Origin of the sequence: Streptomyces sp. NPDC057253 (assembly GCF_042669125.1) — a bacterium.
In the GTDB taxonomy this organism is placed as follows: Bacteria; Actinomycetota; Actinomycetes; order Streptomycetales; family Streptomycetaceae; genus Streptomyces.
This window is the reverse complement of record NZ_JBHUXV010000023.1, coordinates 58,544-82,476: the sequence shown is the minus strand read 5'-3', so window position 1 is coordinate 82,476 and position 23,933 is coordinate 58,544. Positions and strand designations below refer to the sequence as shown.

At 70.2% G+C, this 23,933-nt stretch carries 21 protein-coding genes and 1 pseudogene; 2 read left to right on the top strand and 20 right to left on the bottom strand.

All coding sequences use genetic code 11. The features are described from left to right. Positions 1-11: 11 nt before the first annotated feature. On the bottom strand, positions 12-1,415 hold the full coding sequence (locus ACFULQ_RS15660; protein WP_383543506.1) for an NCS2 family permease: 1,404 nt from the start codon (positions 1,413-1,415) through the stop codon (positions 12-14). 238 nt (positions 1,416-1,653) lie between these two features. Here ACFULQ_RS15660 and ACFULQ_RS15655 point away from each other — a divergent pair, with 238 nt between their 5' ends. Together ACFULQ_RS15655 and ACFULQ_RS15650 are read left to right on the top strand one after the other, a co-directional pair. Next, complete coding sequence (locus tag ACFULQ_RS15655) at positions 1,654-2,220, top strand: SigE family RNA polymerase sigma factor (protein WP_383543503.1); 567 nt, start codon at positions 1,654-1,656, stop codon at positions 2,218-2,220. Beyond that, the gene (locus ACFULQ_RS15650; RefSeq protein ID WP_383543501.1) at positions 2,217-3,059 is read left to right on the top strand and encodes a hypothetical protein; all 843 of its coding nucleotides are present in this window, start codon (positions 2,217-2,219) and stop codon (positions 3,057-3,059) included. Before ACFULQ_RS15655 ends, ACFULQ_RS15650 begins: the two co-directional genes overlap by 4 nt. A 268-nt stretch (positions 3,060-3,327) precedes the next feature. Here ACFULQ_RS15650 and ACFULQ_RS15645 read toward each other — a convergent pair whose 3' ends face one another. From ACFULQ_RS15645 to ACFULQ_RS15555, 19 genes and pseudogenes are all read right to left on the bottom strand, one after another. Further along, the gene (locus ACFULQ_RS15645; RefSeq protein WP_383543499.1) at positions 3,328-4,125 is read right to left on the bottom strand and encodes an HAD family acid phosphatase; all 798 of its coding nucleotides are present in this window, start codon (positions 4,123-4,125) and stop codon (positions 3,328-3,330) included. Between the two features lie 110 nt (positions 4,126-4,235). Beyond that, the gene (locus ACFULQ_RS15640) at positions 4,236-5,348 is read right to left on the bottom strand and encodes a chondroitinase-B domain-containing protein (RefSeq protein ID WP_383543497.1); all 1,113 of its coding nucleotides are present in this window, start codon (positions 5,346-5,348) and stop codon (positions 4,236-4,238) included. A 69-nt stretch (positions 5,349-5,417) separates the two neighbouring features. Next, a complete protein-coding gene (locus ACFULQ_RS15635) occupies positions 5,418-6,548 on the bottom strand; it encodes a dienelactone hydrolase family protein (protein ID WP_383543494.1) in 1,131 nt (376 codons plus the stop codon). Further along, positions 6,541-7,608 (bottom strand): pectinesterase family protein, encoded by a 1,068-nt coding sequence (locus ACFULQ_RS15630; protein ID WP_383543491.1) that lies wholly within the window; start codon positions 7,606-7,608, stop codon positions 6,541-6,543. The genes ACFULQ_RS15635 and ACFULQ_RS15630 overlap by 8 nt, the downstream gene beginning before the upstream one ends. Continuing rightward, a complete protein-coding gene (locus tag ACFULQ_RS15625; protein ID WP_383543488.1) occupies positions 7,608-8,741 on the bottom strand; it encodes a pectinesterase family protein in 1,134 nt (377 codons plus the stop codon). Before ACFULQ_RS15625 ends, ACFULQ_RS15630 begins: the two co-directional genes overlap by 1 nt. Before the next feature lie 139 nt (positions 8,742-8,880). Further along, positions 8,881-10,200 carry a polysaccharide lyase family 1 protein gene (locus ACFULQ_RS15620; protein WP_383543486.1) on the bottom strand — a complete coding sequence of 440 codons (1,320 nt, stop codon included), beginning with the start codon at positions 10,198-10,200 and terminating at the stop codon, positions 8,881-8,883. Between the two features lie 30 nt (positions 10,201-10,230). Continuing rightward, a complete protein-coding gene (locus ACFULQ_RS15615; protein WP_383543484.1) occupies positions 10,231-11,031 on the bottom strand; it encodes a rhamnogalacturonan acetylesterase in 801 nt (266 codons plus the stop codon). Between the two features lie 92 nt (positions 11,032-11,123). Continuing rightward, a complete protein-coding gene (locus ACFULQ_RS15610; protein WP_383543481.1) occupies positions 11,124-12,467 on the bottom strand; it encodes an ABC transporter substrate-binding protein in 1,344 nt (447 codons plus the stop codon). A 292-nt stretch (positions 12,468-12,759) separates the two neighbouring features. Continuing rightward, positions 12,760-14,295, bottom strand: a complete 1,536-nt coding sequence (locus tag ACFULQ_RS15605) for a family 43 glycosylhydrolase (RefSeq protein ID WP_383543582.1) — start codon at positions 14,293-14,295, stop codon at positions 12,760-12,762. Between the two features lie 71 nt (positions 14,296-14,366). Further along, positions 14,367-15,212 carry a PmoA family protein gene (locus tag ACFULQ_RS15600; protein WP_383543478.1) on the bottom strand — a complete coding sequence of 282 codons (846 nt, stop codon included), beginning with the start codon at positions 15,210-15,212 and terminating at the stop codon, positions 14,367-14,369. Next, the gene (locus ACFULQ_RS15595) at positions 15,209-16,381 is read right to left on the bottom strand and encodes a Gfo/Idh/MocA family protein (protein WP_383543476.1); all 1,173 of its coding nucleotides are present in this window, start codon (positions 16,379-16,381) and stop codon (positions 15,209-15,211) included. The genes ACFULQ_RS15600 and ACFULQ_RS15595 overlap by 4 nt, the downstream gene beginning before the upstream one ends. Further along, a pseudogene (locus ACFULQ_RS15590) lies at positions 16,378-16,626 on the bottom strand (hypothetical protein); the annotation flags it as partial. The pseudogene ACFULQ_RS15590 and the gene ACFULQ_RS15595, both read right to left, overlap by 4 nt. Before the next feature lie 413 nt (positions 16,627-17,039). Continuing rightward, positions 17,040-17,936, bottom strand: a complete 897-nt coding sequence (locus ACFULQ_RS15585) for a carbohydrate ABC transporter permease (RefSeq protein WP_383543473.1) — start codon at positions 17,934-17,936, stop codon at positions 17,040-17,042. Further along, positions 17,933-18,871, bottom strand: a complete 939-nt coding sequence (locus tag ACFULQ_RS15580; protein ID WP_383543470.1) for a carbohydrate ABC transporter permease — start codon at positions 18,869-18,871, stop codon at positions 17,933-17,935. Before ACFULQ_RS15580 ends, ACFULQ_RS15585 begins: the two co-directional genes overlap by 4 nt. Positions 18,872-19,020: 149 nt before the next feature. Further along, on the bottom strand, positions 19,021-20,757 hold the full coding sequence (gene araD / locus ACFULQ_RS15575) for an L-arabinonate dehydratase (RefSeq protein ID WP_383543467.1): 1,737 nt from the start codon (positions 20,755-20,757) through the stop codon (positions 19,021-19,023). After that, complete coding sequence (locus ACFULQ_RS15570; protein WP_383543465.1) at positions 20,754-21,665, bottom strand: dihydrodipicolinate synthase family protein; 912 nt, start codon at positions 21,663-21,665, stop codon at positions 20,754-20,756. The genes araD and ACFULQ_RS15570 overlap by 4 nt, the downstream gene beginning before the upstream one ends. Then, the gene (locus tag ACFULQ_RS15565; protein ID WP_383543463.1) at positions 21,662-22,324 is read right to left on the bottom strand and encodes a GntR family transcriptional regulator; all 663 of its coding nucleotides are present in this window, start codon (positions 22,322-22,324) and stop codon (positions 21,662-21,664) included. The genes ACFULQ_RS15570 and ACFULQ_RS15565 overlap by 4 nt, the downstream gene beginning before the upstream one ends. A gap of 170 nt (positions 22,325-22,494) precedes the next feature. Continuing rightward, a complete protein-coding gene (locus tag ACFULQ_RS15560) occupies positions 22,495-23,250 on the bottom strand; it encodes an MBL fold metallo-hydrolase (RefSeq protein WP_383543459.1) in 756 nt (251 codons plus the stop codon). 74 nt (positions 23,251-23,324) lie between these two features. Next, positions 23,325-23,909, bottom strand: coding sequence for a TIGR03086 family metal-binding protein (locus ACFULQ_RS15555; RefSeq protein WP_383543457.1), 585 nt, complete (start codon positions 23,907-23,909; stop codon positions 23,325-23,327). Between the last annotated feature and the right edge of the window lie 24 nt (positions 23,910-23,933).

The following is a 23,933-nucleotide window of genomic DNA, read 5'->3' as shown; positions in this document are numbered from 1 at the left end:
CGTCCCGGTGGTTACTTGGCCCCGAGCACCTGCTCGATGGGGTCGATCGCGAAGTAGATCAGGAACAGCGCCGAGGTCCCCCACAGCAGCCAGTGGATGTCCTTGGCCCGTCCGAGCACCGCCTTGATCACCACGTAGGCCAGGAAGCCCGCCCCGATGCCGTTGGTGATCGAGTAGGTGAACGGCATCACCGCGATGGTCAGGAACGCCGGGATCGCGATCTCGTACTTGTCCCAGTCGATGTGCTTGACCTGCGTCATCATCAGGAAGCCCACGGCGACCAGGGCGGGCGCGGCGGCCTGGAGCGGCACGATGGTCAAAAGCGGCGTCAGGAACAGCGCGAGGCCGAACAACCCACCGGTGATCAGGTTCGAGAAGCCGGTGCGCGAGCCCTCACCGACCCCCGCCGCCGACTCGATGTACGACGTGGCGGAGGACGCGGACGCGGCGCCGCCGGCCACCGCCGCCGCCCCGTCGATGAGGAGCACCCGGCCCAGGTTGGGCACCTTGCCCTCCTCGTCGAGCAGCCCCGCCTCCGCGCTGATGCCGACGACCGTGCCCATCGTGTCGAAGAAGTCGGACAGGATCAGCGTGAAGATCAGCAGGACGACGGTGATCACACCCACACCGGGCGCGCTGAAGGAGCCGAACAGACTGAAGTGACCGATCAGTCCGAAGTCGGGGGTGTCGACGATCTTGTCGGGCCAGGCCGGGGTCGTCAGCCCCCAGGTCTTGATGTCGGCGATCGAGTTGATGATCATCGCGAGGACCGTCATGGTCACGATGCTGATCAGGATCGCGCCCTTGACCTTGCGCGCGAGCAGCGCGATGGTCAGCAGCACGCCGAGACAGAACACCAGGATCGGCCAGCCGCTGAGGGCGCCGGTGCCGCCGAGCTGCACCGGCACGGTGGTGTTCGCCGCGTCGGGGATCCGGCTGACGAATCCCGCGTCCACGAAGCCGATGAACGCGATGAACAGCCCGATGCCGACGCTGATCGCCTGCTTGAGCGGTTGCGGGATCGCCCGCATGACGGCCTCCCGCAGGCCGGTGACCACGAGGACGCAGATCAACAGCCCTTCCAGGACGACCAGTCCCATCGCGTCGTCCCAGCTCATCAGCGGGGCGATCTGGAAGGCGACCACGGCGTTCAGCCCGAGTCCGGCGGCGAGCGCGAGCGGCAGGTTGCCGCCCACGCCCATGATGACGGTCATCACCGCGGCCACCAGGGCCGTAGCGGTGGTCAGTTGGACCGCGTCCAGCTGGTGCCCGAACTTGTCCTTCGCGCTGCCGAGGATGATCGGGTTCAGGACAAGGATGTAGGCCATCGTGAAGAACGTGGCGAATCCGCCTCGTATCTCCCGGGTGAAGGTGGACCCCCGTTCGGAGATCCTGAAGTACTGGTCGACCGACATGCCGGCTGCTCCCTGATGCCTGAATGATCTGTGTGCGGATGCTCGCTGGATTGTCCTCGCGTCGAACCCGGTTCGGGTGTTCCCCGTGTTACGGAATCGGACCCGAGGAACCGGACCTCGTTCGAAGACCCGTACGAGACCTGCACACCATCCACTGCTACGCTTCCGGATCTCACACCGGCCCGCCCGGAACAACCACATGTCATTCACATGACACGCACCGTGAGCGAGGTAGTCCGTGGGCACAGTCGTCGACGACGACGCCTCCGTGGAGTTCCATGCCTTCTTCGAGCGCCATCACGCCGAACTGTCCCGTCTCGCCCATCTGCTGACCGGCGACGCGGACGCCGCCGACGATCTGGCGGCGGACGCCCTGCTGGCGCTGTGGCACCGCTGGGACCGGGTGCGCGCGGCCGACCACCCGGCGGCCTACGCACGCGGGGTGGTCGCCAACCTGGCCCGCACCCGCATCCGCAGCGCGGTCCGCGAGCGCCGCCGGATCGCCCTGTTCTGGTCCCAACGCGAGGAGAAGGTCGAGAACCCGGATGTGGCGGGCGTGGTCGATGTCCAGGAGGCGCTGCGCAGGCTGCCGTTCCGCAAGCGGGCGTGTGTCGTGCTGCGGCACGCGTTCGATCTCTCCGAGAAGGACACCGCGCTGGCCCTCGGTGTGTCGGTCGGTACGGTGAAGAGCCAGACCTCGAAAGGGATGGCCGAGTTGCAGCGGCTGCTCGGCACCCGGCACGCCCCGCTGAAGGTGCGTGCCGCCATGGCACGCACCGGTGAGGCCGGAGGAAGGAACCGATGACCATGCAGCGGGACGCGCACGGCGACCTGCGCGCCCGGCTGCGGGACGCGGCCGGGCAGCACGAGCCGAACCGCGAGCGGATCCTCGCCCGCGTGGAGCGCGGTATGGCGGAGCAGAGCCGCCCCGACCACCGGGCGACCCGGCCGCCGGTGTACAGCTGGGTGCGGGTGGCCGGCGCCACCGCGGCGGTCGCCTGCGTGCTGGGGCTCGGCGGTTACGCGGTGGCGTCCGCGGTCAAGGACGAGCCGACCGCGCAGAAGACGGTCGCCGCCACGGACACGCCCACCCCGTCACCCGACGCGACGAGCCGCCCGCCCGCCCCGCCGGCGGATCCGACACCGCGTTCCACCCCCACCCGGAAGACCGGCACGCCGAGCGGTACGCCCTCGCACACACCGAGCGCCTCCCCCCGGGTACAGGCCTCCGGTGCGCAGGACGGCCCGCTGTGGTCGGACGGCTCGGTGGACCAGCACAGCAACGAGTTCTGGGCACAGAGCAATCTGACCCTCAAGACCACCGAGCAACTGACCGCGCTCACGGTCGAGTTGCGGGTCGCGCAGACCGGCGGTGTCACCGACACCGGCGCCTGGCGCTCGCTGTCCGAGGACGACTTCACGCTCACGGTCGCCGAGAAGGACGGCTTCCTCGTCTACACCTGGGTGCTCAAGGACGGCCGTACGGTCCCGAAGGGCGAGTGGGTGTTCGCCGCGCAGTACAACCACGCGCGCGGCGGCCGGAACGCGAAGGACGACGACTACACGGCGACGGCGACGACCAAGTCCGGCGACCTCGCGGTGAAGGGCGGTTTCGCGGCGACGGACACCGGTTCGGCGGGCTGAGGGGGCCCGCAGGTGTCCTTCGGTGAACGAAGGGGACTCACGGGTGTCCTTCTGCGACTGAAGTGACACAACCTCACGTTCGTTTCGGGCGTCTTTTCCAGTGCAGGGACCTGTCGACCTGAGCCCCCCTCGGTCGGCAGCTGCCGGCTGGAGCCCCCCTCGGGCCGGCACGAGGAACGCCCCGCCTGTGACGACAGGCGGGGCGTTTCGTCGCGAAACCCCCCACACTCGCCCACTGGAGAGGATCAGGCCGCTGCGGAAGTGAGCCTCAGCTGACGAAGTACGTCGGGTTCGGCAGCTTGTACGTCCGGTCGGCGTAGCCGCCGTCGAGGTCGGAGTACTGGTCGCCGAAGTTGGCGATGATCTCGTACCCGAGGTCGTTCTCGATGTGCGCGCGGGTGCCGGACTTGTACTGCACGGTGGTGCAGGTCCAGGTGCCCGGCGTGGCGCAGGCGCTCAGATAGGACGGCGGGTTCGCCTTGTCCTTGAGGAACACGTGGTCGGCGTCGAGGTTCACGTCGGCGCCGATCTTCTTCAGGTTCGCGACCGCGGCGGAGCGCTGGGCCTCGCTCAGACCGGAGTTGTAGAAGACCTCGACACCCTTCTTCGCGGCGTACTGCACGAGTTCGGGGCTGCCGAAGACGGCCGGGCGGTCGGCCTTGTTGACGTAGTCGGCCCAAGTGGTCGAGTTGTAGGTGTAGTTGTAGCGCTTCTCGTAGTCGAGGCTGAGCAGCAGCGTGTCGTCGATGTCGAAGACGACCGCGGGCTTCTCGCCCCGGTGGTGGGCCTTGCGGGCGGCCTGGTCGATGTACTTCGTCGCGGCCTTGTCGATGGCGGCGAGGTCCTTGGCGTACGGGCTCGTGGGCGAGGCCTGGTAGACGCCGTTCGCGTCGGCCGCGGTGCCGTAGTAGGTGTCGATGTCCTTGACCAGGAGCCCGATGTTGTAGGGCTCGTGCGTGGAGTTCGCCGTGGACTGGCCGGCGGTGGCCGCACCGGCGCCGTAGAGGGCACCGCCGGTGAGGGCACACGCCGCGGTGACGGCTGCGATACGCAGTGACTTATGCATGACAGAGGTTCTACGCGCGTCACCATGTCGGGCGCGAGACCCGCCCGGTAAAAAACGGGTCAAGCACCCCGACATGCGGGTGGTCGGGCCGTGGTCGGGCCCTGGTCGGGTCAGTTCATCGTCGCCCCGATGGTGGTGCTGCCCGTCGTCAGGAAGGTGGTGGCGGGCAGAGTGCCGCCGGCGGAGCGGGCGTTGTACGTCGTGGAGGCGTCCGTCGACCGGAAGGCGGGGGTGCTGATCCCGCTGTCCCAGTTGTTGCCGGACGAGGTGACCTTGGAGCCCTTGTTGACCGCGCCGCCGCCGTTGCTCACCGCGAGGTTCTTGCCGAGCTTCGCGGAGCTGGTGGCGAAGTAGTAGCCCCACTTGCTGTTGGCGTAGGCGGTGGTGCGGTTGATGACGAGGGCGCCGGTGTTGGAGTTCTCGGTGAAGCCGTTGCCCGCGTTGCCCCAGGCGGCGGAGTTGTTGATGACGTGCGCGACGACCTCTCCGTCACCGCCCAGTTTGTAGCCGTTGCCGTCGCCCGCGAAGGCCGAGTCGGACCAGCGGTTGACGCCGTTGCCCATGGACCAGGTGTGCTCGACGGTGACGGGCGAGGAGAACGACCAGAAGTCGATACCGTCGTCCGAGTTGTTGTAGAGGCGGGCTCCGGTGATGAGGTTGCCGGTGCCGGAGCCGAACTTCACGGCGATGCCGTCGGCGTTCTCGCCGTGGTTCGCGGCGTCGTAGTTGCCGTAACTGTCGATGTTCTTCACGGTGTTGCCCACCGTGCCGTCACCGGTGAGCGTGAAGCCGGAGTCGCCGCCGTTGATGGTCTTGATGTTGTTCCAGACCGTGCCGGTGCAGGACTGGCAGACCACCGCGCTGTCCGGGGAGTTCTGGAAGGTCAGGTTGGAGACGTTCCAGTAGTCGGCGGTCAGCTTGAAGATCCAGTCGCCGTCGGGCAGGGACGACCCGTCGATCTTCACGGTCTCCGAGCCGTACGCGGTGAGCGTGACCGGCGCGGAGGAGCTGCCGTTGGCCGTGGACTGGAGGGTGGCCGTCGGGTAGTAGGTGCCGCCGCGGACCTGGATCACGGTGCCGGCGGTGGCGTTCTTGATGGCGTTGGACAGGTCGGTCGCGTTGCTGACGACCACGGTGGCGGCCTGCGCCTGGGTGGGGAGGACGGCGAGGCCGACGCCCAGGGACAGGGCCGACAAGAGAGTGAGGGCGGTACGACGAGACATGGGAGCGGGTCCCTTCGGGTGCGGGTGGGGGGGGGATGGTTCACGGAGCGGTGGTTCACGGAGCGGTGTTCACAGCACGTGGTCGAGCCAGCTGAAGACCTCGTCCTGCATGCGGTCGAGGAAGACGTGGCCCAGGTCGGGCCAGGTTCTGAGGTGCAACCGCTCCTCGGCGTGGCGGGAGTGCCAGACGGCGCGCAGCCGCTCGTACGCCACACGGACGCCGTCGGCGGGGAACAGCGGGTCGAGGCCGCCGTTGAAGAAGAGCATCGGCCTGGGTGCGGCGATGCTCGCCACGTCGGGGAAGTCGAGGAACCGGGGCAGGCCCGGGTGGAGCATGTAGTAACTGGACTGCCCGCGCAGGGTGTTGTTGCCGGGGACCATCATGTCCTTGAGGCCGGTCATCCAGCAGACGGACGCGGTGGCCGCGATGTGGTCGGTGAGCGCGGCCGTCTGCCAAGCCCGGTAGGCACCCATGGAGAACCCGACGGCGGCGATCCTGCCGACGTCCACCTTCCTGAGTCCGGCCAGGAACCCGGCGGCGCGGGCGTCCTCACGGGCCATGAGACCGGCGAGCGAGGAGCCCAGGTTGGAGAAGTTGGAGGCCAGGGCCTGCTGTTGGTCGTAGGTGACCGGGCCGCGGTCACCCCAGCCGAGCGCGTCCGCGCACAGCACGACATAGCCGCGCCGGGCCAGCTCGTCGCCGACGAACCGGCCGCTGAAGTACTGGTCCGCCCAGGCCTCGGCAGAGGCGAGCCGGGTGTCGTCGTACCAGGGCCGGACCAGCTTCTCCTTGCCGATGTCGAACCTCGCCCCGTGGTCGTGGAGCAGCAGCACGGCGGGGAACGGTCCGGGGCCGTGCGGGGTGAGCAGGGCGGCGCGGACGCGTTCGTATCGGGTGAGGGAGAGGGTGACCAACTCCCGCGTGTATCCCGCGCCTTGCGACACCTCTGCGCGTTCCGGTGCGTACGGCGTCCCGTCCTGGCTCGGGACGAGGAGGTGATCCTCGACCACGGTCCTGGCTTTCCGACGCCAGGTGCCGAAGTCACGCACCGGTGAAGTCCCCCAGGCGAGCGGGAAGTTCAGCTCGGCCTTGAGCGCCGGGTGGAAGCCGGGCAGCGGGCCGTCCACGATCCCCGCCGCCGGGCTCACCGCTCCCCTGGCCGGCGCGGCCGATCCGGTGACGGCGGCGGCCCTATGCACGGGGGCGCCAGTCGCCGAGGTAGGCGCGCTTGGTGTGGAAAGCGGCCTCCTCGGCGGTGAGTTGGGGGCGGTTCTCGGGGACGGTGATCACCGCGCCGGGGCCGGAGTTGCCGTACTCCCTGAAGCGCATGGTCTGCCAGGGGTACTGCTCGCGCATGTTCGTGTAGGGCGCGAGCGGGTCGATGCCGGGCCCGATCCAGGAGTCCCGCACGACCAGCGACGGCCAGGCGGTCGTCTCGTACGACGGCACCCAGGGCCGGGCCAGCTTGTACGCCCCGTCCTCGGCGCCGGAGGTGATGCGGGAGCGGACCGCGAGGATGCCGTACGGGTTGGCACGGGCGGTGGAGGGCGCGAAGACCATGCCCTTGGGGGTGAAGGACACGTCCCGCTGGAGGGTGTGGAAGTGGCACTCCTCGAAGACGGCGGTGGCCCGGCCGAAGACGAAGTCGACGTCTCCCTCGATGTGGCAGCGGCGGAAGTACTGCCGGTCGAAGGAGGTGAGGGCGGTCGTCTCGACGAAGAGGGTGTCCTGGTGGGCCAGGAGGCGGACGTTGTCGAAGTGGGTGCGGTCGCCGTAGGTGCAGGCCGCGACCGCCTGGGTGCCGGTGATGTCGGGATGGTCGGCGCGCAGCCAGTCGTTGGCGAGGGTGAGGTCGCGGACGGTGAGGCCGGGGGCGGCGGAGGTGAAGGTGGCGGAGCCGGCGGTGCCGTAGGTGGTGCCGTCGGGCTTCTTCGTGCCGTTGGCGTTGTCGTGGACGATGACGGCGGCACGTGGGTCGCGGACGGCGCCCCGCACGGTCAACTCGGCTGCGGCGGCTGGGACGTTGACGACCTCGCGGTAGGTCCCCGGGTGCACGACGATCGTCCAGCCGGGGCCGGTGACCGCGTCGACGGCGGCCTGGACGGAGTCGCCGGGGCGGACGTGGAGGACGTGGCGGCCGCGGTGGCCGTTGTCGGCGTTGTGGGCGTTGTGGGCGTTGTGGCTTTCGGTGGCGGAGGCGGGGGTCGTTCCGGACGCGGCGAGTCCGAGGCCGGCCGCGAGAAGGGTGCGCCTGCGCATCAGCACGTCTCCTTCCACGGCTGCCAGTCGCCGAGGTAGCTCTCGCGGGTCGCCGACTGGGCCTGTTCGCGGGTGAGTCGGGGCCGGTTCTCCGGGACGGTGATCCGGGCGCCCGGACCCGTGTTGCGGTACTCGGCGAAGCGCTGGTTCTGCCAGGGGAAGGCGTCCGACATGTTGGTGTAGGGGGCGACCGCGTCGATGCCGGGGCCGAGCCAGGTGTCCCGGACGGTGAGGCTCGGCCGGGCGGTGGGGTCGGAGCTGGGGACCCACGGACGGGCCAGCTTGTAGGCGGCGTCCGGGGCTTCGCTGCTCACCCGGCTGTGTGTCACCAGGTAGCCGCGCGGGTTGGCGCCCGCCGTCGAGGGCGCGAACACGAAGCCGTACGGCGCCGCCGCCAGGTCGGTGCGGTTCAGCGTGCGGAAGTGGCAGTGCTCGTGGACGGCGGTGGCCCGGCCGAAGACGAAGTCGACGTCTCCCTCGGCGTAGCAGTGCGCGAAGTACTGGCGGGCGAAGGAGGTGAGGGCGATCGAGTCGGCGTACAGGGTGTCCTGGTGACCGAGGAAGCGGCAGTGGTGGAAGGCGGAGCGGTCGCCCTGGACCTTGAGGGCGACGGCCTGGGTGCCGGTGATGTCGGGGTGGTCGGCGCGCAGCCAGTCGTTGGCGAAGGTGATCCAGCGGGCGGTGAAGCCGTCGGCCTGCACGGTCGTGGTGGCCGATCCGGTGGTGCCGTAGGTACCGCCGCCGGGCTTGGGGGTGCCGGCCGCGTTGTCGTGGACGATGACGACGTCCCGGGGGTCCTCGGAGGCTCCGATCCAGGTGGTCTCGGTGCGCGTGATGTCGACGGCGACGGTCTCCCGGTAGGTGCCGGGGGCCAGGACCAGGGTCCAGCCGCTGCCGGTGGCGGCGGTGACGGCGGCCTTGACGGTGGTGTGGTCGCCTCGGCCGTCGGGGTCGACGTAGAGGGTCTGCGGGGTGAGGCGGGCGGTCGGGGACCCGAAGCGACCGAACGGGCGCAGGCCGTTGCCGACAGCCTGGGCGGGCTCCGCCGCGAGGGCGAGCGCGGCTGCCGCTCCGGTGCTCGCGAGCAGGAAACCCCTTCTGGACAGGGGGAGTTGGGCGAGGTGCGAGGACATGCGGGTGCTCCTTGGGAACGCGGCTCTGTGGTGGGGTGCCTCGCGTGGGGGGTGAGGTGGGGGGCCGGGACGGCCGCTGGAGTCCGCCCCGGCCGGTCATGGGGTGACGTGGATCGGTGACGCGGATCGGTGACGCGGATCAGCAGATGCGCCCGGCGCCCGCGCCGCGGTCGACGATGCCCGGGACCTTCTTCGGGGGATCGACCTTCGTGCGCAGGGTCGGTGTCCAGCCCGCGCCGGACTCCAGGGTCTCGGCGGGGATCTCCGCGTTGTGGACGGCGATCAGGTCGGTGAGCGTGCCGTTGACGTAGTTGTCGGCGGCGGTGAGCGGAGAGACGTTCCACCGCTTGAGCACCTTGGCCGCGCTGATCCCGGCCGGCAGGGTGAACGCGTTGTGCTCGGCGACCAGTTGGGACTCCTTGCCGATGCCGAAGCTGTAGCCGTAGTCGCCGTCGGCCACGAAGTGGTTGTTGTAGGAGTCGACCTGCCCGAAGCGGACGCGCGGCGCACGCTCGACGAGGTTCGAGAACAGGTTGTGGTGGAAGGTGACCTTGAGCTTGCCCCGGTCCCCCGCCGCCGTGGACTCGCTGTCGCTGTTGCCGATGAGGATCGTCTTGTCGTGCTCGGTGAAGACGTTCCAGGAGGCGGTGACGTAGTTCGAGCCGCGGACGACGTCCAGCTCACCGTCGTGCTGCTGGTAGAGCATCCCGAAGTAGGTCGGGGCGGCGCTGTCGGGGTGGGAGCCGTCGGTGAAGGTGTTGTGGTCCAGCCAGACGTGGCTGGAGCCGTAGACGACGGCGGTGTCGTACTCGCTGTTCCAGTTGCCGGTGGAGCCGTCGGTCGGGTCCCACTGCGGGAAGCAGTCGATCGGGCTCTCGAAGGTGAGGTTGCGGACGATCACGTTGTCGACGGCCTTGATCTGGAGGCTCGCGCCCTTGAACCCGGCGTCGCGGCCGACACCGATGATGGTGGTGTTGGCCGGGACGTTCGCCTTGATCGTCTGGTCCTGGTGGGCCGCCGAGGCGCGGCGCAGGCCCTCCGGGCTGTCGTCGGGCTCGGCGCTCAGGTCGGTGTCCAGGCCCCAGGCCTCGGGCGAGTACTTCGCCAGATAGGCGTCGAAGTCGTAGCCGGGGGCGGCGAGCGAGTCGCACCCTTCGGACACGGCGTCGATGGTGCCCTTCACCTTGATGATCTTCGGTGCGCTGCCGCCCGCGGCGAGGGCCGCCTTGAAGCCGGCCCAGTCGGTGACGGTGTACACATGGGCGGCGTCGGCGGCCGCGCCTCCGGTGGTACCGGTGCCGTAGGAGGCCCAGCCGTCCCCGGCGGCGAGGGTCTCGCGGGCGGTGTCGTGGGCCTTGGCCTGGGCGGTGGTCCCGGTGACCGCGAGGACGAGGGCGGCACAACCCGCCACCGCTATCACCTTGCTGATGGCATGATCATGACATGCGCGTGCGTTCATTGTGCGGCTCTCTTTCGATGGTCGGGAGGGTCAGGCGGTGGCCGGCGACGGCCAGGTGATCCAGGACTCCGGGATCTCCGCGTCGAGCCGGCGCACGTCCCGGGGCGCCAGCACGCGACACCGCAGCAGCTGCCGGGCCACCAGGCGCGCCACGGCAATGGCGCCGGGCGGATTGAAGTGCGTGTTGTCCTGCTCGGTGTCGGTCCAGTTGAAGTACCGCTTGGTCTCCTCGACCCCGAGCTCCTGCCACAGGGCGAGCGACAGGGCCTGGATGTCGAGCAGTGCGACACCTTCCTCGGCGGCGAGCGCCCGTAAGGCGGCCGGGTACTCCTTGTGGGTCGGCACGGCGTTGCCGCTTGCGTCGAACTTCCGCCGCTCGACCGACGTGGCCAGCACGGGTCGCGCGCCCCGGGCCCGAGCGCCCTCGACGTACAGCCGCAGGTAGTCCTGATACGTCGACCACGGCTCGGTGTACCGGGTCGGGTCCTCGGACTTCTCGTCGTTGTGCCCGAACTGGACGAGCAGGAGGTCACCGGGCTTGATCAGCCCGAGGATCGCGTCCAGTCGCCCCTCGTCGACGAAGGACTTCGAACTGCGCCCGTTCACCGCGTGATTGGCGACGGAGAGGCCCTTGCCGAGAAAGAAGGGAAGAGCCATGCCCCACCCGGTCTCGGGAGCGGCGTCGGAGTATTTCTGGGCGGCGGTGGAGTCACCGGCGATGAAAAGGGTGCGAGACCTTCGAGGAGTGGCCTGGGCAGTGCCGGTCGCACCCCATGCGAACGGCGCGGCGGAAAGCGCTGCGACGGTGACTTGTCTACGAGTGAGTGACAACGTACGTGACCTTTCCAAGTCAGGGGCGCGGGGAACTGCGCGACCAGCCACGACGGACCCGCGGCTCCCCACGACCACAACCACCCGTGCTGTCAGCCGTTCTGTTCCTTCCACTCCGCCTGAGCCTTGTTCAACTGGTCGGCCATCGTGTCCAGGAACTCCTTCGCACTCATGTCACCCAGCAGCACCTTCTGGAAGTTCGGCTCGTTGTCGGCCTTGGAGATGGTGTTCCAGTCGGGCAGGTAGTACGGCAGCTGAACGATCGACGTGGAACCGTCGGTCAACGCGGCGGCGGCAAGCTTCGTGGGCTCGGCCTCGGAGATCCACGAGTCCTTCGCGGCGTCGTTGTTCGACGGCACCTGCCCGGCCGCCTTGTTGAACTTCGAGTTCTCCGCGTGCGAGGTCGCGAACTCGATGAACTTCCATGCCGCGTCCTTGTTCTTCGAGCTCTTGAACACCCCGAGCCCGTCGACGGGGTTGGACACCTGCACCCGCTTGCCGCTCGCGCCGATCGGCTGCGGAATTCCCCGGAACTTGTCGACGCCGAGCGCCTTCACATGGTCCTGGTAGGAGCCCAGGTTGTGGTTGAGCATGCCGATCGTGCCGGAGTCCCACTGCGCGACCATCTTGGTGAAGTCGTTGTTGAGGTCGGCCGCCGGAGTGTCCTTCTTGTACAGCGCCGCGTACTTTTCCAGCGCCGCCACGTTCTTCGGGTCGTTGACCGTGGTCTTGTCGCCGTTCCAGAACGAGGTGATCCCGCTCTGCCCGTACGCGGCGTCCAGCGCCTGGGCGATGGACCCGGCGCCACCGCGGATGGTGTAACCGAACTCGTTCTTCTTGGCGTTGGTGAGTTTGGCGGCGGCCTCGTAGAACTTGTCCCAGGTCGTCGGCTCGTCCAGGCCGGCCTTCTTGAACAGGTCGGTCCGGTAGTACAGCACACCGTTGTTGGCGGAGGTCGGGATCGAGTACAGGGTCCCGTCCCCGCCGCCCGCCGCCTTCAGTACGCCGACCATGTCCTCGTTGAGCTTGCCGTTCAGGGACGACTGGGCCAGCCGGTCGTCGAGCGGCTCCAGCGCGTTCTGCGCGGAGAACCCGGCGAGCATGGCCGCGCCGACCCCGCCGACGTCCGGCAGGCCACCGCCCTGGATGGCGGTGTCGACCTTCGACTGGTACTCGGTGGAGGCGATCCCGACGTACTCGACCTTGATGTCGGGGTTCGCCTTCTGGAAGTCGGCGATGATCTCCTTCCAGATGTCGGTGCGCACACCGCCGTTGTTGTCCCAGAAGACGATCTTGCCCTTGCCGCTGCCCTCTTCGCCCTTGTCGCCGCCGGCCCCGCTGCCGTCGTCACCGCAGGCGGTGGCGGTCAGCGCCAGGACGGACCCGAGGGCGACGGCTACGGCAGCGCGCCTGCTTCTGCGAATGCTGATCTTCATGGTTCGGCTCTCTTCTTCTTCTGATTCCAGCGGAGGTGTGAAGTCGTGGGCGGAGTCAGTGACGGGCCCGCGGCGCCCGGCCGTCGGTGCCCGTGAGGTGGTTCGCGACGGTGCACGCCCACGCGTCCACGCAGGGACGGGAGTTGCGGTACTCGACGAACCGGGCGTGCTTCCACGAGCTCGTGGCGGTCCACGAGGCGGACTTCACGGCGGCCGGCCCCGGTCTTGGCAAGCGCTTGCTACGAAGGTGCTGCGTCATTGCGGCTCCCAACAGGCTTACGGGTGCGGTGCGTTACAGGTGGTCGATCCTGAAGTGCGAGAACGTTGCCGCCCCGGCGTGTCCACCGCCGACGGGCGCGAGCGCGAAGAGTCCGAGCAGCGCGCCGACCCAGCGCCAGGGGGTGGCGGCGAAGACGGGTCCGGAGGGCCGCGGGCCGTCGCCGAGGTCGTGGAAGAAGCGGCAGCGCGCGCCGGTGCCGATCTCGATCCGCAGCCGCACCCGTCCCGTGGGCGCGAGCCGCGGACGGTCGGCGTCCCGCTCCCGCTCGGCGACGCCCTCCGCGAACCGGTGCACGAGACGGACGACGCCGTCGGTCCCGCGCTCCAGTCCGATCCAGCTGAAGGCGTCCCCGAGGACGGCGAGACCGGCCCGCGCGCCCGGTGCCTCGCTGTGCAGCTCCAGCTCGACCTCGACGGCCGAGGGGGTGCCGGGCAGCCGCTGGGTGAGGACGTTCGGGAGTGTGCGCAGGTCGTGCGCGTCGGCCGAGCGGACACAGGTGAGCCGCAGGCCGTCCCCGGAGTGGTGGGTGGCCCAGCCGTGCTGCGGATTGGCGGTCCACTGCCACTGACGGCCGAAGCGTCCGCCGGGGAAGTCGTCGTCGGTGGCGGGCGCCGCGTCCGGCTGCGGCGGCAGGTCGGGCCTTTCGTGTACGGCGACGGGGGCGCCCGCGTCGCCCAGCACCGGCCAGCCTCCCCCACTCTCGGCTTCGCTCGAGCGGGAGGTACCCCCATCGCCCCAGCTCATCGGCTGGAGGTGGACGACCCTGCCGTAGGCGCCCTTCTGCTGGAAGTGCAGGAACCAGTCCTGGCCGGACGGGGTGCGCACCCAGGCGCCCTGGTGGGGGCCGTTGACGTCGGTGTCCTGCTGCTCCAGGACGACCTTCTCCTCGTACGGGCCGAAGAACCCGCGCGAGCGGAAGGCGCCCTGCCAGCCGGTCTCGACTCCCCCCGCCGGGGCGAAGATCCAGAACCAGCCGTCGTGCCGGTAGAGCTTGGGGCCCTCCAGGGTGAACCAGCCGGGGATACGGTCGCCGTCGACGATCAGCTTGCCCCCGTCGAAGAGTTCGCGGCCGTCGGGGCTCATCCGGTGGCCGGTGAGACGGTTCTTGACGCCGGAGCGGGACTTGGCCCAGGCGTGCACGAGGTAGGCCTCGCCGGTCTCCTCGTCCCACAGGGGGCAGGGGTCGATCAGGCCCTTGCCCGACTTGAGGAGGTGCGGGCGGGTCCAAGGGCCCCTGATCCCGGGGGCGTTGATCTGGAAGATGCCCTGGTCGGGGTCGCCCCAGAAGATCCAGAAGCGTTCGTCGTGGTGGCGGAGGGAAGGGGCCCAGACCCCGCCGTCGTGCCGGGGCTTGGTGAACTCCCCCGTGGGTTCCAGGCGTTCGAGGGCGTGGCCGATCAGGGTCCAGTTGACGAGGTCGCGGGAGTGCAGCAGGGGAAGACCCGGGACGCGACCGAAGCTGGAGGCGGTGAGGTAGAAGTCGTCACCCACGCGCACCACATCGGGGTCGGACCAGTCGGCGTTGAGGACCGGGTTCGTGTACGTCACCGGCGGGCCCGGGTTCGTGTATGTCACCGGCGGGCCCGGCGTCGGGTGGGGCACCGGCTGGGTCGGGTGGGTCACCGGCTGACCGCCTTCCGCACCAGGGCCGCCGCTTCGAGCCTGGGCAGGCGTCCGTCGGCCACCACGGTGACGATCCGCCGTACGACGGTCTCGCCGGGCGGCACCGGCAGCCGCGCCTCGGAGGCCAACGACGAGCCCACGCCCGGGTATTCGCCGGCGCGCACGAACCAGGGATCGCGTCGGGTCAGGTCGGTGGCCCCGGCGAAGACGAGCGTCCAGGTGCCGCCGGTAAGGGCGACCCAGTCGGCGCGGGTGCCGTGGACGGCGTCCTCTCCCGCGCGGTCGACGGTGAACACCTCGGGTGCCGTGGCCTCCTTGCGGGCCCGCCAGAAGAAACCGCCGTAGGCCGCGCCGGGGCGGCCGTTGGTGGCGGGGCTGCCGATCGAGAGGGGGTCCCGGGTGACGTTGGTGAGGGAGAAGGTGAAGTCCAACGCCCAGGCGCTCGCGGTCAGTTCGGTGGCCGCGACGGTACGGCGCTCGCGCAGCAGCTCGGTTCCGGAGGCGACCCAGCGCAGCTCCTCCACGAAGCCGTCGGGGTCACGCAGTGGGAAGGAGCTGTGGCGCTGGGCGCCGTGGTTGTCGAGTTCGGTCGGGCCCCGGTCGCGGACGTAGGTGCGGCCGCCCCAGAAGTTGTGCCCCTCGACGTCGGGAACGGCGACACCGACGCCGAGGTGGTGGATGTGGTCGGCGGGGCTCAGTTCGGTGACCGCCGTGCCGGCCAGGGTGGAGACGGGGTGCAGATAGGGGCGCGGGGAGAGCCGGGCGGGCAGCTCGGGCCGGGTGACGTAGCGGCCGACGGGGCGGCCCGCGACACGCAGGACCGGGGTGTCGGGGGTCGTCATGTGCTCACCTCGTTCGCTTCGTGTGGCCGGGCCCAGTCGGCGCCCAGCTCGGAGTACAGGGCGAGGCTGTCCGCGGCGGCCGCCACGAGCCCGTCGATGCCGGGGACGACCCGGCGCCCCTCGTCGGGCAGCAGGTGCCAGGCGGAGGCCGGCAGCGGGGCCGGGTCGGGGGCCAGCCGAATGGCCTCGACGACCTTCATGAAGGCGCCCGTCATCTCGGGGGCGACCAGCAGCTCGTCGCCGTCGGTGACGTGGTCGACCAGGTTCTCCAGCAGGTCGGTGCGGCCGTACTCGTACTCCTCGGGGCCGTGCCCGGCCCGCTGGAGGAGAACGCGGTCCAGCTTGTACCAGTAGGTGATCCGGCCGCGGTCGCCGTGCACGACGACGTACGGCTCGTCGGGGTCCTCGGCGCACAGGGTCACGGCGACGGTCACCTTGAGGCCGGTCGCGGTGGTGACGCGGACGCAGGAGGTGTCGTCGGACTCGATGTCGTTGGCGCGCTGGAGCTCGGTCTCGATGCGGGTGACGTCCTCGGCGCGGCTCGCCTCGCCGAGCGCGAGGGCGGTGGCGACGGCGTGCGCGAGGGGGTTGGTCAGGGCGCCGTCGATCACGTCGACGCCGTTCATCCGCCGCTTGCCCGCCCAGGGCGCACGCCGGTAGTACGACTCCGCGCGCGCCCAGGCACCGGCCCCGCCGATGCCGGTGACCTCGCCGATCGCGCCCTCCTCGACGAGCTCGCGGATCGCGGGCACGGCGTGCGAGCCGAGCGACTGGAAGCCGATCTGGCAGGCGACCCCGGCCGCGGCGACGCCGTCGGCCATGCGGCGGAACTCGGCGTACGACGGCGCCGGGGGCTTCTCCAGCAGGATGTGCACGCCCCGCGCGGCCGCCGCGAGCGCCAGGTCGGTGTGGGTCGGGATCGGGGTGCAGATGACCGCGATCCGGGCGCCGGTGGAGTCGAGGAGCGCACCGAAGTCGGCGGACTGCTCGGGCGTGCCCAGCCCTTCGGGGATCTCCTCGCCGGTCAGCGGGGTCAGCTCGCAGATCCCCGCCAGTCGTACGATCCCCTTGTCCTGGAGCCGGCGGATGTTCTCCAGGTGCCAGCGGCCGTGGCCGCGCGCGCCCGCCAGGACGATGTCCACGGTGCCCGTGGTGCCTTTGGTGTTCATTGCGTTCTCCCTGCGGCGCTGTCGATCTTTGTGTGCAGGGTAGGCGTCCGGCCGACGTCCGCCGCGAGATCACGCTCGCTGCCGGAGGTGCGATGGTGCGGGGTGACCCGGAGTTCGCCGCGGTCGCCGGTGGCCGAGTCGCTGTTGCCGCCGGGCATCGGCTTGTCGTGGCCGGTGAAGCGGCTCCAGGAGACGGTGACCAGGTCGGAGCCGTCGGTGATGTGGAGCAGGCCGTCGTGGCGGAGGTCGATGACCGCCCTCACGGCCGACTCGATGCCGGCCCGGCCGAGGGCCATCCCGGCGGCCGACTCGATGCCGACCCGGCCGAGGGCCATCCCGGCGGCCGCCTCGGTGCCGGCCGAGCCGACAGCCACCCTCGCCGCCGACCAGGCGCCGACCCGGCTGACCGCACCCCCCGCCGCCGACCGGGCGCCGACCCGGCCGACCGCACCCCCCGCCACCAACCCACCGCCAACCCGACCGACAGCCACCCTCGCCGCCCCCTCACCCCCACCCCGGCAACCGCCGGCCGCCGCACCCGGCGTGGACACCGCGTCGCTCCTCCCCAGCAGCACACGACCCACCGCACGCCCCTCGGCCCGGACGACGACACTCACCAGGCCCAACACCACACCCCCCACTGCGATCCGACGGAGTCTCATCCCTTCACCGCCCCCGCGCTGAAGCCCGTGATCAGCCACTTCTGGATGAAGGCGAACACGATCACCACGGGGACCGCCGCGATGATGCCGCCCGCGGCCAGCGCGCCGAGGTCGACGCTGTCCGCGCTCATCAGGGTGTTGAGGCCGACCGGGATCGTCTGCTTGTCCTGGTTGTTGAGGAACATCAGGGCGAACAGGAAGTGGTTCCAGGAGTGCACGAAGGCGAAGGAACCCACGGCGATCAGACCCGGCCTGAGCAGCGGGAGCACGACGATCCTGAACGCCGTCATCCGGTTGCAGCCGTCCACCCAGGCCGCCTCCTCCAGGGAGTACGGCACGTTCTTGATGAAGTTGCTGATCAGGATCATCGACAGCGGCAACTGGAACACCGTCTCGGCGATGATCACGCTGCCCAGCGAGTTGATCATCTTCAGCTCGGCGAAGATCTCGAACAGCGGCACCAGCAGCAGCGCGCCCGGCACGAACTGGGAGCACAGCAGGGCCAGCATGAACGCGTTCTTGATCTTGAAGTCGAACCGCGCGAGGGCATAGCCGCCGGCCAGGGCGACCAGCGTCGTCATCACCAGCGTCGCGAGACCGACGTACACGCTGTTCTCGAAGTAGGTGCCGAAGGACCGCTCGGTCCACACCTTCTCGAAGTGGTCGAAGGTGATCGGCCAGGGCACCAGCGAGGTCGAGCCGGCAGGGCGCAGCGCGAACAGCAGGATCCAGTAGAAGGGGATCAGGGTGAAGACGAGGTAGATCGACAGCGGCGTGTAGATCTGCCAGCGGGGCACCTCGTCCCAGGAGCGGCGCTGCTTCACCGGACGGGTCGCTTCGGGTGCCTGCGGCACGGGAGCGGGTGCGACCTCCGTGGCCTCCTTGGTGATCACTTGGAACCGCCTCCGAACTTGCTCAGCCGCAGATAGACCATCGAGCAGAAGAGCAGGATCACGAACGCGACCGTGGTCAGGGCGGACGCGTAGCCGAAGTTGTGGGCGTCGACGCTGGTGTTGGCGATGTACAGAGGCAGGGTCGTCGTCTCGCCCGCGGGCCCGCCGCCGGTCAGCGTGTAGAGCAGGTCGACGTTGTTGAACTCCCACACCGCCCGCAGCAGCGTGGACAGGATGATCGCGTCCTTCAGGTGCGGCAGCGTGATGTGCCAGAACTGCTTGATCCGGCCGGCCCCGTCGACCTCGGCGGCCTCGTACAGGTCCTTCGAGACGGACTGGAGGTCGGCGAGGATGAGGATCGCGAAGAAGGGCACACCGCGCCACAGGTCGGCCACGACCGCCGCCGAGAACACGGTCGAGGTGTCCGACAGCCAGCTGGTGCCGTAGGAGCCGATGCCCATGTCGGCGAGGTAACGGGTGATGCCCGTCTGGGAGTTGTAGAGCAGCACCCAGATCGCGGAGGTCAGCACACCGGAGACGGCCCACGGGGAGAAGACCAGCGCGCGACCCAACCCCCGGCCCACGAAGGTCTGGTTGACGATCAGCGCGAGCGCAAGACCGAACAGCAGCTGGAGTCCGACCTCGACGAAGACCCACTTGGCGCTGAAGGTCAGCGTGTCCCAGAACTGCGGGTCCTCGGTGAAGATCTGGACGAAGTTGTCGAAGCCCGCGTACCCGTTCCGCCACGGCTTCGTGGGGTTGTAGTGCTGGAGGCTGTAGTAGAAGACGCTGATCACCGGGTAGGCGATGAAGCCCAGCATCAGCAGGGCGGCCGGTGCGATCAGCAGGTACGGGAGCCTGCGGGGCGTGGCGGAGGTACGGCGCCGCCGCCGGGGTGGCGCGGGCGGTTTCGCCACGGCTGCGGCTTGGGCCATGACAGGGTCTCCGTTCTGGGTGCGGCTTGCGTTCGTGGTGCGGTAAGCGCTTTCTCGCTGTGCGTGCGGGTGCCACGTCATGTTGTGTGGCGCGTGCGGGTCCGCTGTGGCTGGTCGCGCAGTTCCCCGCGCCCCTTGGGTGGGTACAGTCAGCCTGCGTACGGGTCTGGGACCTTGCCTTGCCTGGCCAGGAACTCGAAGTCGCAGCCGGTGTTCGCTTGCGTGATCTGGTCGTTGTAGAGGGCGCCGTAGCCGCGTTCGTAGCGGGTGGGCGGGGGCGTCCAGTCCTTGCGGCGGCGCTCCAACTCGGCTTCGTCCACGTCCAGTCGGAGAGTGCGCGCCTCGACGTCGAGGGTGATGCTGTCGCCCGTGCGGACCAGGGCCAGCGGGCCTCCGACGTACGACTCCGGGGCCACATGGAGCACGCACGCGCCGTAGCTCGTGCCGCTCATGCGGGCGTCGGAGATGCGGACCATGTCGCGCACGCCTTGCTTGAGCAGGTGGTCCGGGATCGGGAGCATGCCGTACTCGGGCATGCCCGGGCCGCCCTTGGGGCCGGCGTTGCGCAGCACCAGGACGCTGTCCGCGGTGATGCCCGACTCCGGGTCGTCGATGGTGCGTTGCATGGACTTGTAGTCGTCGAAGACGACCGCGGGTCCGGTGTGCTTGAGCAGGTGGCGCTCGGCGGAGATGTGCTTGATGACGGCGCCGTCCGGGCAGAGGTTGCCGCGCAGGACGGCGACCCCGCCCTCGCTCGCGACCGGGTTGTCCCGGGTGCGGATGACGTCGTCGTTGTGCACGACCGCACCCGCCAACTGCTCGCCCAGGGTGCCGTTCACGGTCGGCCGGTCCAGGTGGAGCAGGTCGGTGATCCGGGAGAGGAAGGCGGGCAGGCCGCCGGCGAAGTGGAAGTCCTCCATGAGGTACGTCCGTCCACCGGGCCGTACGTTCGCCAGTACCGGGACCGTGCGGGCGATGCGGTCGAAGTCGTCCAGGGTGAGTTCGATCCCCGCCCGGCCGGCCATGGCGATCAGATGGATGACCGCGTTGGTGGAGCCGCCCAGCCCGAGGACCGTGGTGACGGCGTCCTCGAAGGCGTCCCGGGTGAGGATCTCGGACGGCTTGAGCCCGGTCCAGGCGAGCTCCACCGCCCGGCGTCCGGAGGCGGCCGCCATCCGCTCGTGGGCGGAGTCGACGGCCGGGATCGAGGACGCACCCGGCAGGGTCATGCCAAGGGTTTCGGCGGCCGCGGTCATCGTGGACGCCGTCCCCATGGTCATGCAGTGACCCGGCGAACGCGCCAACCCGCCCTGCAGCTCCCGCAGTTCGCAGTCGGTGAGGTTACCCGCGCGGTGCTCGTCCCAGTACTTCCACATGTCGGTGCCGGAGCCGAGGGTCTCCCCGCGCCAGTGGCCCGGCAGCATCGGCCCAGCGGGCACGAAGATCGAGGCCACGTCCGCCGAGGTCGCCCCCATGAGCAGCGCCGGCGTCGACTTGTCGCAGCCGCCGAGCAGCACCGCCGCGTCGATCGGGTACGACCGCAGCAGCTCCTCGGTCTCCATGGCGAGGAGATTGCGGTAGAGCATCGGGGTGGGCTTCTGGTAGGTCTCCGAGAGCGTGGCGACCGGGAACTCCAGCGGGAAGCCGCCCGCCTGCCACACCCCCCGCTTGACCGCCTCGGCCCGCTCGCGCAGATGGACGTGGCAGGGGTTGATGTCGGACCAGGTGTTGAGCACGGCGATCACCGGGCGGCCCCGGTACTCCTCGGCCTCGTAACCGAGCTGGTGCATCCGGGCGTTGTGCGACCAGGTACGCAACTGGCCCTCGGTGCCGTACCACTGGTGGCTGCGCAGTTCCTCCGGCTTCAGTCGCTCTCTGTCGGTCATACCGACCACCCGGCGGCTATCGCGGCGACCTCGGCACGCTCGGACTCGGGCAACTCTCGGCTCGGCGGCCGCACTTCGCGGCGGCACAGGCCCAGGGAGGCGAGAGCCTCCTTGACGACGGTGACGTTGTCGGCGGAGCCGTTGGCCGCGCGGAGCTCCTCGAAGCGGCGGATCTGCTCCCAGACCTTCATGGCGGCCGGGTAGTCGCCCGATCGAAGCGCTTCGATCATGTTCAGCGAGACAGCCGGGGCCACGTTCACCAGGCCCGAGGTGAAGCCGGTGGCGCCCGCCGAGAAGTAGGAGGGGGCGTAGGGCTCGGCGAGCCCGGCCACCCACACGAAGCGTTCGAGCCCCGCGTCCCGGGCGAAGGCGGCGAACCTGGCCGCGTCCGGGACGGCGTACTTCACCCCGATCACGTTCGGGCACGCCTCGGCGAGTTCGGCGAGGCGCTCCCCGCCGAGCTGGGCGTTGCGGATGTAGGGGACCACCCCCAGCTCCGGGACGGCCTCGGCGATCGCGCGGTGGTAGTCGACCCAGCCGCTCTGCGAGACGTACGGGTGGACGGGCTGGTGGACCATGACCATGCCCGCGCCGAGCCCCCGGGCGTGCCGGGCGGAGGCGACCGCGGTGGGCACGTCGTGCCCGACGCCGACGAGGATGTCGGCCCGGTCGCCTGCCTCGTCGACGGTCAACTCCGTGACCAGGCGGCGCTCTTCGGGGGCGAGGGCGTAGAACTCGCCGGTGTTGCCGTTGGGGGTGAGGGTGGTGACGCCTCCGTCGAGCAGCCGACGCAGCAGGGCCCGGTGGGCGTCCTGGTCGACGGTGCCGTCCTCGGAGAACGGCGTCACCGGGATCGCCACCACGTCGGCCAGGGCCGCCCGCTGGGTCGCATACGCCTCGCTGCTCATTCCTGGCCTTCCTGGTCCTGGTCCAGCACTCCGGGGAACGCTCGCTCGACGAAGGACGCGATGTGGGCGTGCAGGGCGCGGCCCGCGCCGTCCGCGTCGCCGGCCAGGGCGAGCCGCAGGATCTCCCGGTGCTCGCCGGCCTCCCGCTCCCAGGAGGGCGAGGCCGCCCAGGCGACGGCGGAGACCAGCGCGGCCTGGTCGCGGACCTCGTCGAGCATCCGGCCGAGCAGCGGATTGCCGCAGGGCAGATACAGGGCGCGGTGGAACTCCCGGTTGGCCAGGGAGCGTTCGGCGGTGTCGGTGGCGTCGTCGGCCCGGGTCAGGGCTTCCCGGGCGGCGTCGAGCGAGGCCCCCCGCCGCACCGACCGCTTCAGCGCCTCGGGTTCGAGGAGCAGGCGGACGTCGTACACCTCGCGCGCCATGTCCGCGTCCACCATGCGCACCGTGACGCCCTTGTACTGGCTCATCACGACCAGCCCGGTCCCGGCCAGGGTCTTGAGCGCCTCGCGCACCGGGGTCTTGGACACCCCGAACTGTGCGGCGAGTTCGGTCTCCACCAGGGCCTGACCAGGCGTCAGGCGCCCGGTGAGGATGCGGCGTTTGATCTCCTCCTGCACGTACTGCGTGCGGGAGGGGATCGGCGTGGGCACAGAGGTCATGCGCGCCTCTCGGATCTCGCGTGTCGGATCTCGCGTATCGGATCTTGCGTATCTGATCTCGCGTATCGCGTCTCATATATGACGTACGAAGTACGACGCGTTGAAGGTAGGAGGACGGTGTTGTTTCGTCAATGCTTCCGGCAAAGGAAGTTGAAGTTGCGTGAGGCGCGTCAGACGAGCCGGGTGGCGCCCTCGAAGGCGGTCGAGGCGCGTCCGGCGAAGGCGACGGCGGCTCGGGCGGTCGCGATGTCCCTGGTGAGCGTGGGTCCGACATGGGTGACGATCAGCTCGCGCGCCCCTGCCTTGCGGGCGATGTCGCCGGTGTCCTCCGGGGTCAGATGGACCTGTTCGCCTTCGCCGTGCCGGTCGAGGTCCGCCTCGCACAGGAACACGTCCGATTCCGCGGCGAGTTCGACGAGGGCCGTGCAGGGGCCGCTGTCCCCGGAGTACGCGAGGACCCGTCCCGCGCACTCGGCGCGCAGCCCGTACGCCTCGACGTCGTGGACGACGGCACGGGAGGCGAGCCTCAGGTTCCAGTGCCGGACCTCGTGCCCGTCGTACAGGGGCTGGAAGTCGAGGACACCGCTGAGGAACCGGGTGTCGGCCCGGCCGAAGAACCCGGCGAGCCGGTGGGCGGCGCCGGGTGGGGCGTACACCGGGATCGGGGCGGGCGGGGTGAGTCCGCCGAACGCGAAGGCGTAGACGGCGGCGAGGAGGTCGGCGCTGTGGTCGGCGTGCAGATGGGAGATCCAGATCGCCGTGAGCCGGGCGGGGTTCGTGTGCCGCTGCAACTCGGCGAAGGTGCCGGGTCCGGCGTCCACCCACACCTCGGCGCCCCCGCCGCGCAGCAGATACCCGGAGCAGGGGCGGCCGGGTCCCGGGTGCGGGGAGGCGGTGCCGAGGACGGTGAGGCTGAGGGGCGGCATGGTGGGGAGCGTACGGTCCGGGCGGGCCGCCCGCCGCCGGTTTCCGTGCGACTACGGCACGGTCGTACGCGCGTCTACGCCGTCCAGTCCGGGTTCCGCCCGCTGAGGCCCAGGGCCCGGTCGAGGAGGGGCGCGTCCTGGGGCACCGGGACGATCGGGCCGAAGATGGCGTCCCGGCTCGGGTCCTCGGCGGAGGCCCGCAGGAAACCGTACGCGGCCTGGAGCGCGGCCGGGTCCGGCTCGTAGGGGTGGCCGGTGGCCACGGCCAAGTCCCAGCCGTGGACGAGGAGTTCGTCGACGGCGACGGCGGCGGCGATCTCGCCGGGCAGGTCCACGCCGCCCGCGCGGGTCATTCCGGTCCAGGCGGCCGGGTCCCGCCAGGCCTCGGCGAGCTCGTCGAGGACCTTGGGGAGCTCCTCGCGCCAGCCGGGGCCGATGTCCGGGACGGAGTCGGTCGGCGGGGTGTCGGTGGTGGCGCCCAGGTCCTTGCGGCCGGCGTCGCGGAAGGCGACGGAGAGGCCGAGCAGATGGCCGAGCATGTTGCGCACCGGGTACCGCGGACACGGTGTGGCGTTCCCCAGCTGCTCATCGGTGACGCGCTCGGCCAGCAGGGCGATGACGCGGGTCTGCGGTCCGAGGTCCAGGGGCGGGACGGTCATGCGGCACTCCTCAGGGTTCGCGAT

Excerpts from the sequence above, each read along its gene's own strand:
- ACFULQ_RS15630 (WP_383543491.1), bottom strand. The coding sequence starts at position 7,608 with ATGCGCAGGCGCACCCTTCTCGCGGCCGGCCTCGGACTCGCCGCGTCC.
- ACFULQ_RS15660 (WP_383543506.1), bottom strand. The coding sequence starts at position 1,415 with ATGTCGGTCGACCAGTACTTCAGGATCTCCGAACGGGGGTCCACCTTC.
- ACFULQ_RS15570 (WP_383543465.1), bottom strand. The coding sequence starts at position 21,665 with ATGAGCAGCGAGGCGTATGCGACCCAGCGGGCGGCCCTGGCCGACGTG.
- ACFULQ_RS15560 (WP_383543459.1), bottom strand. The coding sequence starts at position 23,250 with ATGCCGCCCCTCAGCCTCACCGTCCTCGGCACCGCCTCCCCGCACCCG.
- ACFULQ_RS15650 (WP_383543501.1), top strand. The coding sequence starts at position 2,217 with ATGACCATGCAGCGGGACGCGCACGGCGACCTGCGCGCCCGGCTGCGG.
- ACFULQ_RS15580 (WP_383543470.1), bottom strand. The coding sequence starts at position 18,871 with ATGGCCCAAGCCGCAGCCGTGGCGAAACCGCCCGCGCCACCCCGGCGG.
- ACFULQ_RS15595 (WP_383543476.1), bottom strand. The coding sequence starts at position 16,381 with ATGAACACCAAAGGCACCACGGGCACCGTGGACATCGTCCTGGCGGGC.
- ACFULQ_RS15640 (WP_383543497.1), bottom strand. The coding sequence starts at position 5,348 with ATGTCTCGTCGTACCGCCCTCACTCTCTTGTCGGCCCTGTCCCTGGGC.
- ACFULQ_RS15565 (WP_383543463.1), bottom strand. The coding sequence starts at position 22,324 with ATGACCTCTGTGCCCACGCCGATCCCCTCCCGCACGCAGTACGTGCAG.
- ACFULQ_RS15610 (WP_383543481.1), bottom strand. The coding sequence starts at position 12,467 with ATGAAGATCAGCATTCGCAGAAGCAGGCGCGCTGCCGTAGCCGTCGCC.
- ACFULQ_RS15600 (WP_383543478.1), bottom strand. The coding sequence starts at position 15,212 with ATGACGACCCCCGACACCCCGGTCCTGCGTGTCGCGGGCCGCCCCGTC.
- ACFULQ_RS15555 (WP_383543457.1), bottom strand. The coding sequence starts at position 23,909 with ATGACCGTCCCGCCCCTGGACCTCGGACCGCAGACCCGCGTCATCGCC.
- ACFULQ_RS15625 (WP_383543488.1), bottom strand. The coding sequence starts at position 8,741 with ATGTCCTCGCACCTCGCCCAACTCCCCCTGTCCAGAAGGGGTTTCCTG.
- araD (WP_383543467.1), bottom strand. The coding sequence starts at position 20,757 with ATGACCGACAGAGAGCGACTGAAGCCGGAGGAACTGCGCAGCCACCAG.
- ACFULQ_RS15620 (WP_383543486.1), bottom strand. The coding sequence starts at position 10,200 with ATGAACGCACGCGCATGTCATGATCATGCCATCAGCAAGGTGATAGCG.
- ACFULQ_RS15645 (WP_383543499.1), bottom strand. The coding sequence starts at position 4,125 with ATGCATAAGTCACTGCGTATCGCAGCCGTCACCGCGGCGTGTGCCCTC.